The sequence below is a fragment of the Gemmata sp. SH-PL17 genome (genome assembly GCF_001610855.1).
In the GTDB taxonomy this organism is placed as follows: Bacteria; Planctomycetota; Planctomycetia; order Gemmatales; family Gemmataceae; genus Gemmata; species Gemmata massiliana.
This window is the reverse complement of record NZ_CP011271.1, coordinates 1,268,323-1,283,296: the sequence shown is the minus strand read 5'-3', so window position 1 is coordinate 1,283,296 and position 14,974 is coordinate 1,268,323. Positions and strand designations below refer to the sequence as shown.

General features: G+C 64.7%; 18 protein-coding genes. 6 read left to right on the top strand and 12 right to left on the bottom strand.

Annotated features, from left to right (window positions below):
- The first annotated feature begins 61 nt into the window (after nt 1-61).
- Complete coding sequence (locus tag VT84_RS05215) at nt 62-934, top strand: hypothetical protein (RefSeq protein WP_082838759.1); 873 nt, start codon at nt 62-64, stop codon at nt 932-934.
- 134 nt (nt 935-1,068) lie between these two features.
- Here VT84_RS05215 and VT84_RS05210 read toward each other — a convergent pair whose 3' ends face one another.
- From VT84_RS05210 to VT84_RS05175, 9 genes are all read right to left on the bottom strand, one after another.
- A complete protein-coding gene (locus tag VT84_RS05210; RefSeq protein WP_082838758.1) occupies nt 1,069-1,392 on the bottom strand; it encodes a hypothetical protein in 324 nt (107 codons plus the stop codon).
- A gap of 42 nt (nt 1,393-1,434) precedes the next feature.
- Nucleotides 1,435-1,590 (bottom strand): hypothetical protein, encoded by a 156-nt coding sequence (locus VT84_RS38095; protein ID WP_157469200.1) that lies wholly within the window; start codon nt 1,588-1,590, stop codon nt 1,435-1,437.
- Nucleotides 1,591-1,907: 317 nt separating this feature from the next.
- Entirely contained in the window at nt 1,908-2,825 is a 918-nt protein-coding gene (locus VT84_RS05205; RefSeq protein WP_082838757.1) for a hypothetical protein, read from the bottom strand.
- Between the two features lie 246 nt (nt 2,826-3,071).
- Complete coding sequence (locus VT84_RS05200; protein WP_082838756.1) at nt 3,072-3,593, bottom strand: cytochrome c; 522 nt, start codon at nt 3,591-3,593, stop codon at nt 3,072-3,074.
- Nucleotides 3,590-3,913, bottom strand: a complete 324-nt coding sequence (locus VT84_RS05195; protein ID WP_082838755.1) for a Rieske (2Fe-2S) protein — start codon at nt 3,911-3,913, stop codon at nt 3,590-3,592. The genes VT84_RS05200 and VT84_RS05195 overlap by 4 nt, the downstream gene beginning before the upstream one ends.
- 93 nt (nt 3,914-4,006) lie before the next feature.
- Entirely contained in the window at nt 4,007-4,696 is a 690-nt protein-coding gene (gene surE / locus VT84_RS05190; protein WP_082838754.1) for a 5'/3'-nucleotidase SurE, read from the bottom strand.
- A gap of 81 nt (nt 4,697-4,777) precedes the next feature.
- Nucleotides 4,778-5,089, bottom strand: a complete 312-nt coding sequence (locus tag VT84_RS05185; protein WP_052560558.1) for a hypothetical protein — start codon at nt 5,087-5,089, stop codon at nt 4,778-4,780.
- A 61-nt stretch (nt 5,090-5,150) separates the two neighbouring features.
- Nucleotides 5,151-5,525, bottom strand: coding sequence for a DUF1801 domain-containing protein (locus VT84_RS05180; RefSeq protein WP_239465906.1), 375 nt, complete (start codon nt 5,523-5,525; stop codon nt 5,151-5,153).
- Nucleotides 5,526-5,541: 16 nt separating this feature from the next.
- Complete coding sequence (locus tag VT84_RS05175) at nt 5,542-5,934, bottom strand: VOC family protein (protein ID WP_082838752.1); 393 nt, start codon at nt 5,932-5,934, stop codon at nt 5,542-5,544.
- A gap of 84 nt (nt 5,935-6,018) precedes the next feature.
- Here VT84_RS05175 and VT84_RS05170 point away from each other — a divergent pair, with 84 nt between their 5' ends.
- From VT84_RS05170 to VT84_RS05150, 5 genes are all read left to right on the top strand, one after another.
- Nucleotides 6,019-6,723, top strand: coding sequence for a DUF434 domain-containing protein (locus tag VT84_RS05170; RefSeq protein ID WP_162271596.1), 705 nt, complete (start codon nt 6,019-6,021; stop codon nt 6,721-6,723).
- Between the two features lie 217 nt (nt 6,724-6,940).
- Complete coding sequence (gene cyaB / locus VT84_RS05165) at nt 6,941-7,501, top strand: class IV adenylate cyclase (protein WP_082838750.1); 561 nt, start codon at nt 6,941-6,943, stop codon at nt 7,499-7,501.
- A gap of 55 nt (nt 7,502-7,556) precedes the next feature.
- Nucleotides 7,557-8,396 (top strand): pantoate--beta-alanine ligase, encoded by an 840-nt coding sequence (gene panC / locus VT84_RS05160; RefSeq protein ID WP_082838749.1) that lies wholly within the window; start codon nt 7,557-7,559, stop codon nt 8,394-8,396.
- A gap of 138 nt (nt 8,397-8,534) precedes the next feature.
- The gene (gene mgtE, locus VT84_RS05155; RefSeq protein WP_082838748.1) at nt 8,535-10,190 is read left to right on the top strand and encodes a magnesium transporter; all 1,656 of its coding nucleotides are present in this window, start codon (nt 8,535-8,537) and stop codon (nt 10,188-10,190) included.
- Nucleotides 10,191-10,821: 631 nt separating this feature from the next.
- Nucleotides 10,822-11,130: an ArsR/SmtB family transcription factor gene (locus tag VT84_RS05150; RefSeq protein ID WP_052560551.1), complete on the top strand. Its 309-nt coding sequence runs from the start codon at nt 10,822-10,824 to the stop codon at nt 11,128-11,130.
- 190 nt (nt 11,131-11,320) lie between these two features.
- Here the strand turns inward: VT84_RS05150 and VT84_RS05145 are convergent, their stop codons facing one another.
- The 3 genes from VT84_RS05145 to VT84_RS41615 form a co-directional block, all read right to left on the bottom strand.
- The gene (locus tag VT84_RS05145) at nt 11,321-13,243 is read right to left on the bottom strand and encodes a hypothetical protein (protein ID WP_082838747.1); all 1,923 of its coding nucleotides are present in this window, start codon (nt 13,241-13,243) and stop codon (nt 11,321-11,323) included.
- 222 nt (nt 13,244-13,465) lie between these two features.
- Nucleotides 13,466-14,059 carry an ISAs1 family transposase gene (locus VT84_RS41620; RefSeq protein ID WP_239465947.1) on the bottom strand — a complete coding sequence of 198 codons (594 nt, stop codon included), beginning with the start codon at nt 14,057-14,059 and terminating at the stop codon, nt 13,466-13,468.
- Nucleotides 13,950-14,624, bottom strand: coding sequence for an ISAs1 family transposase (locus tag VT84_RS41615; protein ID WP_082838745.1), 675 nt, complete (start codon nt 14,622-14,624; stop codon nt 13,950-13,952). Before VT84_RS41615 ends, VT84_RS41620 begins: the two co-directional genes overlap by 110 nt.
- Nucleotides 14,625-14,974: the final 350 nt, after the last annotated feature.

The following is a 14,974-nucleotide window of genomic DNA, read 5'->3' as shown; positions in this document are numbered from 1 at the left end:
TGCGCCACCAACGAACGACAGGTTGCCGAACCTCGTTCGTGCGGAGCGTGTCGTTGCCCGCATGGACGCTCCATCCTCTCACCGCACCGCGTTCCTCGTGTTCGGCGACCTGCACGGGCGCATTCTGCCGGCGTTTCGGTTCGCGTCGTACTGGTCGGCGCGGACCGGGTGCGACCTAGCGGGACTGCTCCAGGTCGGCGACATGGGGTACTACACGGACCTCTCGCACTGCGACAAAGCCACGCTGCGCCACGCGAAGGACGACCCGCTCGAACTCGGCTCGCTCGATGTGGTGGTTCGCACCGACATCGCCGACCGCGTGTTCAACGACCCCAATACCGACTTCGATCTCTGGTTCACGGCCGGCAACCACGAGGACTTCGACGAACTGGAGCGCTTCGCGCGGGCGTCCGGCAAGCAATCGGACTTCGCGGTAGACGCCTACTGTCGCGTTCACGGCATCAAGGACGGTGAGGTTCACTCATTCGGATGCGGCTTGAAGACAGCGGCCGTGTGGGGTGTCGACGGCGGTGGGCCGAACGCGCGTCAGAACCTCCCTCTGCGCGGCTACATCCACGAGAAAGCGGTCGACCGGCTCGCACTCGAAGCGTTCGACGTGCTCCTGATGCACGACGCGCCCAAAGACGCGAAGCGCCCCGGCTACGGCAGTGACTTACTCCTCGCGCTGATTGAACTGGCACAACCGCGGTTCGCGTTCTTCGGGCACTACAGCGGTCCCGGCAGCAGGATCGAGCGCGACTACGGCCGCACGGAGGTGTACCACCTCGCAGGGTTCGAGATGCGCACCCGCGACGGCCACCCGGAACCCGGAAGCGTCGGTGTGTTGGAGTGGAACGGAAACGAGAGCACGTTCACGTTCATCGACTACGCCGACCTGAAGCCGTTCACGCGCCATAACTGGAAGTGGATATAGTTTGAGCACTTGGAACCGTGATACCGTACCGCGGCATCGCACGAAACCGAGTGCCCAATGCCGCCATCCCTGTTGTGGAACGTTCAGCGCAAGTCTCTCGATGCGCTGGTATTGGGTTTGACAGACCAGCTGTCTCAGGTGTGGTTGGGAGTTACGGGCGCGCGTCGTTCCTCGCCGAACAGCCAGTTCCGCACGAAGTCACTGACGGCCTTGAGGCGCTCGCCGCTGATGCGCTCGCGATGCACACTGGCCGTCTCGTCGCGTGCGTGCCCCATGATGCGGTCCCCCGCGACCTGGTCTTTGGCCTCCCCGATCGTCTCGAACGTGTGACGTCGCGCGCAGAAGTTCTTGTTCCCGGTAAGCCCCAAAACCTTCACGAGCTTGCGCGTCTCCTTGGAAATCGTGCGGCCTTCCCGGTTCGCCTTGTGCCAGCTCACTCCCCGCGCGGTCAGGAACACGAGGCCGGCGTCTTCGGGAGTTCTTCGGATCGGGGCGTGCGGTCAGCGCTCGGGATCGTCCCAGGGACCGAAGTAGTGCATCCCCCCGCGGATCTTCTTGGCCCAGGGCTTCGTGGCGTGGGCAAACAGTGGGAAGTTTGGGTACGGATCGTTCGGTTTACTTGGAAACTCGGACGGGGTCGAATCGCTCTTTGGCACGGCGGGCGTTCCCCACAAACGGCGGGTGCCACGACCACGGGTGTCGTTAGCGCCCGGTGGTCGTTTGCGAGGATAGTGGGCGTCAACTCCGGTGTCAAATTTGGGTAATGGAGGCACTATGCAAGCTGCAAGCAATTGAGGCTTCAGTAGTTAATGTCACCAATTAGAAATCAGGGTACCGGTCCACAAAACCAAAGACTAAATCCACCAAGTCAGCACCGAGCATTCAAATTGGCGGGGCGTCGGGAACCGGCTGTAGACCGGTCCCCGACGCCCCGTGAGTTTCATATGGTGCCGAGCACCTGGCCCGTGAGCGATTAGGCCTGCGTCACGGTCGCCTTTTCCGCCAGGAGCTTCTGCACTTCTTCGAGGCGCCAGCCGATCCAGAGGACGTTCGGGAGGCGGATCGTTTCGCGCTCGGCGCCGGCCGTCCGCACGATCAGGTCGCCGGAGAAGAAGCCGAGCAGCCAGTGGCGGAACAGGTCGTCGCGCTGCTTCTCGAACGACAATCCGGTGGTGTCGAACGTGCGGATCGACGCGCCGACGTGCTCGCACACGCGGATCTGACCCGGCGTGATGACGATGTAGGTGCGCTGGTCGAAGATGAACACCGACACGCCCCAGAGCACGAACACGACCGACGCGATGAACAGGTACCCGGCCATGTTGATGTAAATGTGCAGGTGGCCGAGCGCCCCGAGCACCTTGTCCCACCCGTCGGGCACCAGCGTGATGAGCAGCGCGATCACCACGAACAGCAGCAGTACCAGGAACGACCACAGCCCGCGCAGCGGCACGTTCGTGATGATGACCGTGACCAGGAGGATGACGCAGAACACCGGCGCCATCCAGACCTTCTGCGACACGCGGGTCGGGAAGGCGTTGGCGGTCCCGCCGCCCGGGACGGGCTTCGAGCGCTCCACCGCGCCGGTCAGCGACTTCGTCGTGCTGGTCCCCGGAACGCCGACCTCGTAGAAGGTGTTCCCCTTATCGTCCTTCCACACGTCTCCCTTGGTGTCTCTCTTCTCGGAGACCGTCGTGCCCGCGGGCAGCACCGCGAGGCGGTGGTCCTCGAAGTACGTCACCGCGGCCATTACGGACCCCAGCAACCAGATCGGCCACCAGTAGAACAGCATGGAGTGGCTGATGAGCGTAATTTCCCGCCTTTGCGGAATTTGCGGGGCCGGTGCGCCGGCCGGCGGCACGGCGGACGGCGGGTGCGGCTCGGTGGACATTGTGAATGGTACTCGGTGAGGGTGAATAGTGTCGCGTTGGGCCGCGCGGCCCGCGTCACTGGTACTTCGGCCATCGCGAGTTGGAATTTTGCGCGAATCGCGCTCAGGCTAGACGCCGACGTACCGAGTTTCAAGTTCCAAGTTTCAAGTTACAGGTTACGAACACGCGCGTCGGACGGTACGGTCCGCACGGAACCCGGTCCGCTCCGGCCACGGAACTCCGGATCGTGGGACTCTGACCCGGGATTATTCACCGGCGAACGGGTCCACTCGCACGCCCACACGGAATGCCTGATGGCACCGGTTGCAGGCGTTCGCCACGCCCGCGAGCGCCGTGCGTGCCTGGAGATAGTCCTTCGCGGCCGCGGCGCGAGCCAGGTCCGTTGCGGTCTCGCGCAGGTCCGCCGCGTGCACCAGCCACGGCTCCTGCCCTTCCTTCGTCTTCGGCGGGCGCATCATGAGCAGGTTGCCCGCTTCGGCGAGCAGAAGCGCCTGCCCGCGTGCGAACGCCCACGCTTCCGCGTCTTTGGGTTTGGCGGCGAACAGTTTGCCGAGCGCGCGGGTGTTCGGGTCCGCCATGCCTTCCATGAGCAACTTCGTTTCGGCGACCGGTTCCAGTTTGGGCGCGGCCTTCCCTCGCGCCGCTTGCGGCTGCGATTGGGCCACCGGGACAAACGCGCACACCAGCCCAACGAGAGCCGCTGCGAACCAGAACCGCGCGCGCATCATGGTGTTGGTCCCGTCGAAATTGAAAGCACGGTCCGTCACACAACCGGCAGGTCCGGCAGTTCCAACTGCACATCGTCCCCGACGACGTGAATCGGGTACGCGCCGATCTTCTGCTTGGGGTTGTCCGCCCACGCGCCGTCCGACAGGCGGAACCGCCAGAAGTGCCACGGACACGTCACGCACCCATCTTCAACGAACCCGCCCGATAGTGACGCGCCCATGTGCGGGCAAAAGTCATCGACGGCGAAGAACGAGCCGTTCACATTGAACACGGCGACGTCCCTCTTGAGGACGTTGACCACCACGCTCCCGCCGTCCGGGATGTCCGCCACTTTTGCGACCGTCACACGCTGGGGCACCGCACGTACTCCGTAAACTTGGCAGGTGTCTGTAATTACTTTACCAAGTCGCTCGAATCTCTTCACGGGTCACGTTACGGGCTTACGCGGCGCTCAGAGTAGTTTGATTTGAGTGACCGAAATGTTCCCACTGAAGCAGACGTCCACATCGGCCCCGGCGCTCCGATTCCGGGTGTGGTAGTCGCCGTCGTAGTGCATGCCGCCGTCGTCCTCGTGCCGGTAGCTCAGTGGCAGCGGGTGCGGGTCGAGCGGGCACAGTACCACGTCCGGGTCCGGCGCATCGGGGGCGAGGTGCGGCAAGTTCACGTTGTAAAACGCCCCGGGCACCACGGACCGAGCGAGCAGATCCGCGAGCACGACGCCGACCCAACGAGCCGCCCGCGCCCAGTCGAATTCCATTCCCCGCTTGTGGTAGTGCGAGAACGCGATCCCGGTCCACCCGTGGAGGACCGCTTCTCGCACCGCCGCTACCGTCCCGGAGTAGTAGACGTCGGCCCCGAGGTTCCCGCCGTGGTTGACGCCCGACAGTATCCAGGCCGCGTCCGGGCACAGCCGGTGCAACCCAACTCGCACGCAGTCGGCCGGCGTACCGTGAACCGCGTACCGACCGGGACCGCGGGTCTCGAATCTTACAGCGGTGCCCGTGGTGACCGCGTGACTCACCCCGGACTGCGGCCCCGCGGGCGCTACGACCACGGCTTCGCCCAGTTCGTGGGTCGCGGTAAGTAGCGCGCCCAGTCCGGCGGCCTCGATACCGTCGTCGTTCGTCAAAAGCAGTTTCATGCGTTCAAAGTAGACGACGGGTTCCGGAAACCCAAGTGCTCCGAGATGCACCGAATGGTGTGGCGGTATGGTGTATGAGAATCAGGACGGGAGCGCGCCGCCGACGGCGTCCATCAGGTCGTCGAGCCCGACGGCCGCGTCCGGACCGCCGATCGAGAGCAGCACCTCGTTGCGCCGGATCTCGACCTCCAGTGTTCCCGAACCCGCGAGAGTTTGAGCCCCTTTCGGCTGCTCCGTGAGCACGGCCATCAGTGATTCGGCCGGGATCGTAACGCTACCCAGTACGACCTCCAGTTTACGGTCCCGGATCGTCACCTTCAGGCCGTCCGCGTCCGCGCCAACATCCACCAGGCGCTCGAGCCCGGTGGTCTGTGATACTCCGTCGATAGTCATGTCTGCTCCTGGGGGGAACGAAATATGCTACCGACTGATGGCCAGCCGGTACACCCCAGGTTCACACGTGCTCGATCCACCGGCGAATCAAGGTCGTGAAACACGAGGCTTTCGCGGCTACATCCGCCCGGTCTGCAAACACGACGGACGCCCGGTCCTTACCCAACCACGCCAACAGCCCGTCCGGGTCGTCAACCGTGACACCGTTCCCGGCCCGCACCTTTGCGCCGAGGTGAAGGATGACCTGAACGCCCGCTTTCGCTCGCAAGTGGAACGTCGCGAACCACTCCGTAGTGCAGAAGCTGGGCGCGTTCCACTTGATACCTTCGGTGACGCCGGGAACGCTGAGGAAAACCTCCCGGACCGCAAGGATCGCGGGCTTGTGCGGGTGCTCCAGGGAGGTGAGGAACTCCTCCACGGTGTCGGCCGGTTTCATCTTCGCCACGGTGTTCTCACACGAGGTTGAGCTGCCACGACACGCCGAACCGGTCGCTGACCCAGGTGAACTTTCGACTGAACCCGTAGTTGTTCGGCGGCATCAGTACAGCACCGCCCTCGGACAGGGTCACGAACGCCTTGTCGAGTTCGGCCTCGTCGGAGCACTCGACGAACAACGAGGCCGATGGGGTGAAGGTGAATGCGTGCGGGATCGGGCTGTCGATGCACGCGAGGTAGTGCCCGCCGACGGTGAATTCGGCGCGCTTCACCGTACCTTCCTTGCCGTGCTCGCCCGGCCCGTATTTTTCGATCGCGGTTACCGAACCGTTGAACAGCGCGACGTACAGCGTCATCGCTTCTTCGGCCTTGCCCTCGAACATGAGTTGAGTAACGACACTGCGCGGCATCTCTGATCCCCTCGGGGTGGAAAAGGGAAAGTAGATCAGGGACGCCGGCGCGTGTCGAGGTCAGCAACAAAATGGAGCAACATCGTGTCCGATACCCGCAAGCACCGCGGTCCCGGTCCGCAAGATCCGACCTATTTCGGCCCGGAAGCCCACACGGAACTGACCGCTGCGGTGGCCGACCTTTCCTGGCTGTTCTCCCGCGGATACGCCGACGCTTCGGCCCTGAAACTGGTCGGGGACCGGTACAAATTGGTGGAACGCCAGCGAATTGCAGTACTCCGCTCGGCGTGCTCCGACGCGGCACTCACCAGCCGCCGATCGCGTGAGATCGGGATCGCGGCACTACGGGGGCGTGCGCTTCGGATCGACGGGTTCAACCTGATCCTGACACTAGAATCCGCGCTCGGGGGCGGGGTGATCCTGTCCTGTCGCGACGGGAGCTACCGGGATCTCGCGAGCGTCCACGGCACGTACCGGAACGTCGACGAAACGCGCCCGGCGCTGGAACTGGCGGCCCGGTACCTCGCGGAGTGGGGCGCGGGGCCGTGTACGTGGTTGCTGGACTCGCCGGTGTCGAACAGCGGGCGGCTCGCGGGGCTGATCCGAGAGGTGAACCCGGACTGGATCGCCGAGGTGGTTCTGAACCCGGACGCGGTCCTGGTACAACCCGGCGACCTCGTGGCGTCCGCCGACTCGATGATCCTCGACAACTGCGGCGAGTGGGTGAGCCTCGCCCGCGCGCTCGTCGAGGTCGGCGTGCCAGGTGCGTTCATTACCGATCTGCGGTAGTGGAAAAGTACCCGCGATGAACGACCCAAAAATCGGATGAAGAAGCGACCAGCGGATCGACGAGCGCCCGAACAGGGTACCGGCGCGGTGGGAGGGTGCGTGAACTTGGCTACGGCGACGCAATTTCTAGAACTGGCTAGAGAAACCATCTTAGCCAGTGGTCGGATCTCGTGCCCTTCCAGTCGCGGCTAAATAGGAATTCCAACCACGAGAGACGATGCTCGAAGTCGAAGTGAAGTACCGGAACGCGGACCGCACCGCCGCGGTCGCAACGCTTCTGAATTGGGGCGCGACGCTCGTCCAGGATCGCACCGATGTGGATCTTTACTTCCAGGCGCCCGACCGTGACCTGAAAGCGAGCGACGAAGCGTTCCGGCTCCGGCGCATCGGTGCGAAAAGCTGCCTCACGTACAAAGGTCCGCGACGTGACACCGAGACAAAGACCCGTCCCGAGATCGAGGTTCCGCTCGGGGACGGGGACGCGACCGCGACCGACATGGAGCGGATGCTCGTCTCACTGGGGTACCGCCCGGTGACCACGGTCCGCAAAAAGCGCCGCGTGTACCAGTTCCACCGGGACGGGTTCGACCTCGAAGCCTGTTTCGACAGCGTCGACCGCGTGGGCGAGTTCGTGGAACTGGAAATTCTGGCGGAAGAATCGCAGTACGAAGCGGCGAAAGCAGTGTTGCTCGCCGCCGCCGCCGAACTCGGGCTCTCGGAAAAAGAACCGCGCTCCTATTTGGGTTTGGTGCTGGAAGCGCAAAACGCGCCCGCGTAAGCGTCCCTGTTCGCCCGGTACTGGTTCGAGATCCATACACCGAGGTTCGGTCGGAATGCTCCCACCGATTGTCACCACGATCGCAGATGTGCGGGCCGCCGTTGACGCGGCCCGCGCCGCTCAGAAGCCCATCGCCTTCGTACCCACAATGGGCGCGCTCCACGAGGGGCACGCCGCGCTCGTTCGTGCCGCTCGCGAGTTCGTGGTCGTGTCGATCTTCGTGAACCCGACACAGTTCGGCCCGAAAGAGGACTTCGCCAAGTACCCGCGCACGATCGAAGCCGATCAGAAGTTGTGCGGCGAAGCCGGCGCGAGCCTCATCTTCGCGCCGGGCGTCGAGGAGATGTACCCGACGAACTCCGTCACGTTCGCGGACGTCGCGAAGCTGGGCGATCACCTGTGTGGCGCCGCACGGCCGGGACACTTCCGCGGCGTGTGTACCGTCGTACTCAAACTGTTCAACATCGTGCGCCCCGATGTCGCGCACTTCGGCGCCAAAGATTATCAACAAGCCCGCATCATCGCGCAAATGGTGCGCGATTTGAACGTGCCTGTTGAAGTGCGCGTCGAACCCACGGTGCGCGAAGCCGACGGGTTGGCGCTGAGTTCGCGGAACCGCTACCTCAGCACGGACGAGCGCACGGTTGCGCCGCGCATCTACCAGATGCTGCAAGCGACCCGCACACGGGCGGGGGCGGGTGAAATCGACGCCGCGCGGCTGGAATCGGCGCTGGCCGCGGACCTGGCCACGATCCCCGGAGCGCGGGTCGATTACGCGCGAGTCGTGGACGCCGAGACGCTACAACCGCTCGCGCGCCTCGATCGGCCCGCGGTCGCGGCCGTGGCCGTGTTCCTGGGCACGACCCGACTGATCGACAACCTCGTGCTCGCGTAACTGCGGGCTGCTGCCCACCCGCTCGTTGGCACTCGCGGTTCGCCTTTGTCTTCGGGTGAACCGCGAGTGCCAACGAGCGGGTGGAACGGCTCCGACTGCTGCTGGCCTCGGATTTCGTTCCGCGTTCCGTTTGGTGCGATGATGGTTCACCCGCTATTCAGCCCCGAGATCAAGCTGATGCTCGCGGAAAAGAACTCCGCGGGCCTGCGGGAGTTCTGCGAATCGCTGCACCCCGCGACAGTGGCCGAAGCACTCGAAGACGACCTCACGCCGGAACAGATTTGGGAGATCATCAGTAACGCGAGCATCCGCACGCAGGCGTCCATCTTCGAGTACCTTACGCCGCAGCAACAGGTGCTGATGGCAGAGAAGGCGCGCCCGCAGATGGGCGAATTGTTCGGCAAGATGTCGCACGACGACCGCGTGGACCTGATGCGCCGGCTCCCCGGGCGCGTGAGTGAGTCCATCATGCGACTGGTGGACGAGGCCGACCGTAGAGACATTGCGACGCTGTTCCAGTACGGCGAGAACACCGTCGGCGCGCTGATGACCACGGACTACGCCTGGCTCGCCGGGACGCTCACCGCGGCCGAGGCCATTGACGTGCTCCGCCAGCAGGCGCCGGACCGCGAAACGATCTACTACATCTACGTCGTTCTCGACGACCCGCTTCGGCGCGCCGACGGGTCGCTCAGCCCGCGCCGGCTCCTGGGGGTCGTTTCGCTCCGCGACCTGATCCTCGCGCCCCGGCACGCACTCATCCGTGAGCTGATGGAAACGGAGCTCGTTACCCTCCGGCACGACGACGACCAGGAAGCCGTCGCGCAGCTCTTCGCCCGGTACGACTTCCTCGCCGCACCAGTAGTAGACGACCAGTTCGGATTACTCGGGATTGTCACCCACGACGACGTGCTCGACGTCGTGCGCGAGGAGGCTACCGAAGACTTGCAGCGCCAGGCGGCGGTCGGACCGATCGAGGGCGACTACCTGAACGCGAGCTTCTACCGCGTGTGGCGCAGCCGGGTGAAGTGGCTCGCCGTGCTGTTCATCGCGGAACTGCTCACGTTCACCGTGATGGAGCGGTTCGAGGAACTGATCGCGGCCGTGGTCGTCCTGGCACTGTTCGTTCCGCTGTGTATTTCAACGGGCGGGAACTCCGGTACGCAAGCCGCAACGCTCGTGACTCGGGCAATGGCCCTGGGGTTCGTCGGCCCGCGCGACTGGAAGCGCGTGCTGCGCCGCGAGCTCATGATGGGTCTGGCGCTGGGCGGGGCACTGGGCGGGATCGCATTCATTCGCGGGGCGCTTACTCCGAGCGACACGCGAAGCGGTCCGCGGAAGGTGAACGAATCGTTCTCCATTCGGGTGCCCGCCGGGACCGACTTGCCCGCACAAGAGGGGGCATCGCTCTGGGGCACCAAATACTGGGACGTGCCACTCGATGCGGGAACCCCGCAAACAACGAAGACGGAGAAAAACGCGCGGGTCCGGTTGCCGGAAGGCACGAAGGGGCTCGAGGCTCCCACGAAGAGCGCGGAGTGGTGGGAGTACCAGTTCCCCGCGGAGTGCGAGGTCCGAACTGAACCCGTCAGCCGGTGGCGGCTCGGCGCGGCGATCTCGATCGCGGTGCTCGGGATCTGTCTCTGGGGCACGCTGATCGGGTGCGTGATCCCGCTCATCATTCGACAACTCGGCGGCGACCCCGCTATTGCCTCCGGTGCACTCGTCGCGACCGTCGTGGACGTGAGCGGCATCGCGATCTTCTTTTCCGCCGCGTGGATCATTCTGCTGTGAGATTCTAATCGGCGCCTGAAACGAACGTTTCAGGTGAACGAGAGCGACAGTACGCCGCGCCCTTCCTCGCCCCTGTATGCAGCTTGCGCGACAGTCGCAGGGGCCATTCCCGTACTCTTCCGTGTCGCTCGGCACCACGTTCCCACCAACACGGGCGAACGCGCCGACCTGAATCGCCCTTCCCGAAGGAGCAACATTACCGCGGAGTCGTTTGGTAACGGCGGTGACGTGATAATCCGCGACGTGCGACAAACGGTAACGCTCGGAACGCCTTATAGTGCCTAAAAGTGCCGTATAATTCAGTAAGAAGAAGGGTGAAGTTACCTTGGAACCGCGGTGCAAAAAGAGTTGTTACACGACTCGTATGCACAACGGAATCTGACCAATACAAAAAATCCCGCGAGGCCATTCAGACGTCACGAGGATTGGCTCACGGTGACTAATAAACTTGCGGCGGATCGATAGATCCTGTACTCTGACTGATGACCGATTTGCTGAGCGCGGCCACACGATCTACCGGCAAAACCGAACCGTCGGCCCTGCCGCGCGCACCGAGTCAGAGTAGCTAACAACCCTTGCATTTGATCGTGACCGGTTCGCGTTGTGTCCCTCTCCCTAACCCCGAGACCCGATGCCCCGTTCCAACTCCGCCCCGGACCAGCAAGCCACATGGTTCGCAGCGTTCAGCGAGCCGACCCGTCTGGCCCTGATCCGCGCGCTGGCGGCCGGTGAGAAGACCGTAACACAACTCGCGGCCGAAGTCGGTGCCGAAATCGTGAACGTGTCGCACCACCTCAAGATCATGAAGGACGCCGAGTTGGTCACCGCGCAAAAGGACGGGCGGTTCATGATCTACTCGCTCGTCGGTGCGGCCGTGGCGAAGGGGATGCTGGAGCTGTCTCACACGTCCGGGGCCAAAGTGTCACTGCCCCTGGAATGAACGCGGGCTTCCGCACTGCCGAGGTTGTCGCTAGGAAGCCGAGGTCGGAGTGCCCCGCTGAGCCCGGCCCCGGCGGAAACCGAACGGCGCAAACTGCGGCGTAGCGCGGCGGTTCGTTGAACCCGTCTCGTGCACGTACCTACCGCAGACCTTGATGGGCCACGGTGAGTATCGGCGCCTTAGATTGGGGCTACTTGTTTTTCGGCGGAAGGTACTTTTCGCGCAGGTCGGCGAGCGGCTTGCGGCGCTCGGCGCTCGTCATATAGAACCGGTACCCCGTGTCCGCGAGGGGCGCGCCGAGCATCTCTTCCAGCCCCTTCGCCGCGAACTGTCGGTTCAACAAAAAGGGGTCATCGAGCGCGCCGAAGAGCTGCGGGAGCGCGCCGCGGTCCTTCGCCCGCACGAGCGCGTCGGCGGCGACGAGCCGGACCGATTCCTCGCCGCTCGCCAGCCAGCCGAGGGCCGCCGGTTCAGTGCGCCTGGGGTACTTCTGTGCGACCGTGCTCTCGTCGTAAGTTTTGCCGTACCAGTCCTTCAGCCCCTTGAGGGTCCAGTCGATCGGTTTATCGGTGTGACACAGGTTGCACGCATTCGGGTGGTTCGCGTGAATCATGTCCGGGCGCGTCGGCGAGTAGATCATGTGCGTGCGCACCACGTCGTTCAGTCCCTCGTTAATGCGCGGCATGTGACAATTCAGGCACCGGTCGCCCGAACTGCCCGGGGCGTGGTGCGTGTGCTCGCGCCGGGCCGCGGGCGCGCCGAATTTGGTGTGGCACTTGAGGCACACCGCGTCGTCTTTCTCCGGTGGCGGGGTCCACACCGCGCCGAGCGCTTTATGGGGCGAGTGGCAGTCGATACAGCGCAGTTGCGAGTAGCAGCTCCCCTTTGCGGCGTCGGAGAACTCCACCGAGTTCCACGTGGACATCCCGCCCGCGAACGCGGGGCGCCCGCCCGTGTGGCAGCGGGCGCAGCTCCAGTTGAGGTTGTCGTGGGTGCGGCCGGGGTCCGGGGCGCGCTGCGCCTCGACGAGGAGCAGCGGGTCCTCGGGGAAGAAGCGCGGCGGCGTCTTCCCGTCGCTCGCGACGTGCTCCTTGCACCCGAGGTGGCACGCCTCGCAGCTCACGCCAAAGGAAGCCGCGTAGTGCGCCGAGTCCCAGCTCGACATCGGGCTCTGCACGGGGGCGCCCTTCGCGGCGTCGCGCATCGCGCCGAGGGCCGCTTTGAAATCGGACGGGCGGGACTGTTCGAGGTACCCGCCGACCGACCAGTGCAGCGGAACCGGCGCGTGCTCGCCCACCTGGTGGGGCCGGCGCGCCATCAGATCCCCGAGCGCGAACGTCGTGTGGCAGTAGTTGCAACTGGCCGCGTACTCGGCGTAGTGCGGCCCCCGGTCCGGCGGGTGGTACGGGTCGGGACGGTCGTCGTCCGCCCGCTCCGGTCCGACGTGAACGACCGGCACCCACTCCTTCTTCGCCAACCAGTAACCGAACGGCAGCACGTGGTCCTTGTGGTAGAAGTGGTGGGCGCGCGGTTCCGGGCCTTCGGTCTGCTTGCCCACGTAATACTGGTAAAAGCGCGAACCGATGGTCTGTGTCACTTCGTACACGCGGGTGATACCGTCGCGCACCAAGCGCATGAAGTGCTTACCGTCGCGCGCCTCGAAGGTTCCCGTTCCGCCGCGGTAGCTGATCGACGCTTGGGGGGAGAAGTCGCCACGAACGGTTGCGGCACCGGCGGGAACGTTCATCCACCGGTGCGGGTGCGCGGACCAGTCCGCATGGGTTCCCGGGTGGCACCGGGCACAGGTATCCGGACCGGCGTAGTTAGTGTGGCGGATGTTGCTCGTTGTGCCCGCAACCGTGCGGAGCCGGAGCACGTCGGGCGGGCCGTCCCACCACACGGTCAGGTTCCGACCGACCGCAAGCTTCATGTGGGGCGGGACGCGCGGGTCCGCCCCACCCACGGTGCCCGGCCCCGGTTCCTTTGGAGCTTCCCCGGAGGGCCGGAGGAACTGCGACGCGACGAGAGCGGCCCCCAAAAAAAGCAGCGCGACGAGAACGGCCAGGAACCGGCGCCGCGCGGGAGAAAGGGGCGTGGCGGACTGCTCACTCATACCGTTCGCCCTTGTGAGCCCACAAAACCGGAGTTGGTCTCATACCGACCGATCGAATCGGGCCGGACCGCTGACGCGGCGCGCCGGGTCCGGTGCCGCGAATCGCATATTACCCGGATCGGTACCGCGTTGTACACAGCCGAGACGAAGTACCCGGGCGCGAGCACGCGCGACCGCTGCAAAGCCCTTTTAGTCGCCGGTACCGGTCGCAGGGCCGTTCCTTTATTCACACTGCGGGATGCCGATAAGCGCCTGTGCTTGGTCCGGGTGTATTTGAAGTTGTTCGATGGCCTCGGGGTGATTCTTGGCCCGGACTCCGGACAACAAATGAACCACGGCATTGCGCAAGGCCGCGAGAACCTGAGGGGCGGTGCCCTTGCGCACCCGGCACGCGTCCTCGCCCAGAGTTACATCCCGGACGTAATGCAACGGATTCTCGATGCGCCAGTGATCCCGAACCAGGCCCAGAAGTGTCGCCGCGTCCGCTCGCTCCGCCGAGAGGCTGGTGATCCCGTGCACCACCTCCACCGTCCGCGCGCCCTTCACCATGCGCTCGCGCGTTACCTTGAAGCCCTGTTTGAGTCCCTTCCACATCGGGCTCACCGTCAGGATCCGCGTGACCTCAAGGGTGCGCGTCTCCCGACGCCCGTGGCCCTTGTCCGTTGAGGTGGCCGACCGGCCCGACGGCGCGGGCGTCGGGACCGGTTCAGGGGGAAGTAGCCGCCGCGATCGAGCGGGCGGCGGTTGCGAACGCGAACCCGCCCTCGATGTCGATGACCAGGGCCGGTTGGTTGTTCTTGGCCACGAGGACGTAATCGCCCCCGGCTTCGATCACCTGTTTCGCCAGATCCCGTTGGCAGAACATCGCGTCGCCCGTCACCACTTTGCCCGTCAGGGGCAGGATCCCCAGCAGTTCCAACGCGGCCTTGTGCTCGTTGGTCCGGGAATCGACGCGCACCTGAGCTAGAACCGCCGCGACCGCCGGCGCGAACGCGGCGACCAGGTGCAGTCCGGGCACCTCGCCCTCGCGACTCCCACGTAGGGTCTTGCCGTCGAGCGCGAGGTGTTCAAACGCGGCGGGGTCGATGCGCCCCTCGATCCAGCGCGACAGGGCGCCTTCGAGTTGTTGCGCGTCGAATCGTCGGAGCGTGCGCGAGAGCGTGGACGTGGTAGGCGTTTGGCCCCGTCGGAACCCGAGTGCGTGGGCCAGTGGGGTTCCGTGTTGTCGCCCGAATCGCGCGATCCCGGAGAGGCTCTTGCGTCCCATGAGCAGGGCCAACGCGACGAGTCCCAGAACGGCAGGCAAGGGGTGGACACGACCGTGGCGACTGCGTGGGTCGGGGAGCGTGGCGAGCGCGTCGTACAGGGTGCGAGGGGGCATGCGCAACTCCGGGACCAAGAGGCAACGCGCCCCGATTACCCAACCGCACTCAAATCCACAACATGAAACAAGGAACGGCCCTGGTACCGGTCGGAACTTGTTGGGAGCTTTTCTGTTCGGGCGCGATCTGTTAGACTGTGGCATACGGTCTCTGGCTTGACGAGCCAAAGGCGCCCTCGCCCCGTTGAGATCCGTCAGAGGGCCGGGTTACTGAATCGTCCGCCGATAGTACGCGGGGCAGTAAAAGACAACAGTCGACGACCCGAAACAGTGTCGTAAGCCCCTAGAAAAGTAGGCCTTGGGAGCGTTTGCACAACTGGTGTTGGCCCAGGTCTTCAAATGTAACTGCG

Bases quoted from the DNA above. Each gene is read 5' to 3' on its own strand.
- surE (WP_082838754.1), bottom strand. From the start codon at position 4,696: ATGAAACTGCTTTTGACGAACGACGACGGTATCGAGGCCGCCGGACTG.
- VT84_RS05150 (WP_052560551.1), top strand. From the start codon at position 10,822: ATGCCCCGTTCCAACTCCGCCCCGGACCAGCAAGCCACATGGTTCGCA.
- VT84_RS05185 (WP_052560558.1), bottom strand. From the start codon at position 5,089: ATGACTATCGACGGAGTATCACAGACCACCGGGCTCGAGCGCCTGGTG.
- panC (WP_082838749.1), top strand. From the start codon at position 7,557: ATGCTCCCACCGATTGTCACCACGATCGCAGATGTGCGGGCCGCCGTT.
- VT84_RS05180 (WP_239465906.1), bottom strand. From the start codon at position 5,525: ATGAAACCGGCCGACACCGTGGAGGAGTTCCTCACCTCCCTGGAGCAC.
- mgtE (WP_082838748.1), top strand. From the start codon at position 8,535: ATGATGGTTCACCCGCTATTCAGCCCCGAGATCAAGCTGATGCTCGCG.
- VT84_RS41615 (WP_082838745.1), bottom strand. From the start codon at position 14,624: ATGCCCCCTCGCACCCTGTACGACGCGCTCGCCACGCTCCCCGACCCA.
- cyaB (WP_082838750.1), top strand. From the start codon at position 6,941: ATGCTCGAAGTCGAAGTGAAGTACCGGAACGCGGACCGCACCGCCGCG.
- VT84_RS05175 (WP_082838752.1), bottom strand. From the start codon at position 5,934: ATGCCGCGCAGTGTCGTTACTCAACTCATGTTCGAGGGCAAGGCCGAA.
- VT84_RS05205 (WP_082838757.1), bottom strand. From the start codon at position 2,825: ATGTCCACCGAGCCGCACCCGCCGTCCGCCGTGCCGCCGGCCGGCGCA.
- VT84_RS05215 (WP_082838759.1), top strand. From the start codon at position 62: ATGGACGCTCCATCCTCTCACCGCACCGCGTTCCTCGTGTTCGGCGAC.
- VT84_RS05145 (WP_082838747.1), bottom strand. From the start codon at position 13,243: ATGAGTGAGCAGTCCGCCACGCCCCTTTCTCCCGCGCGGCGCCGGTTC.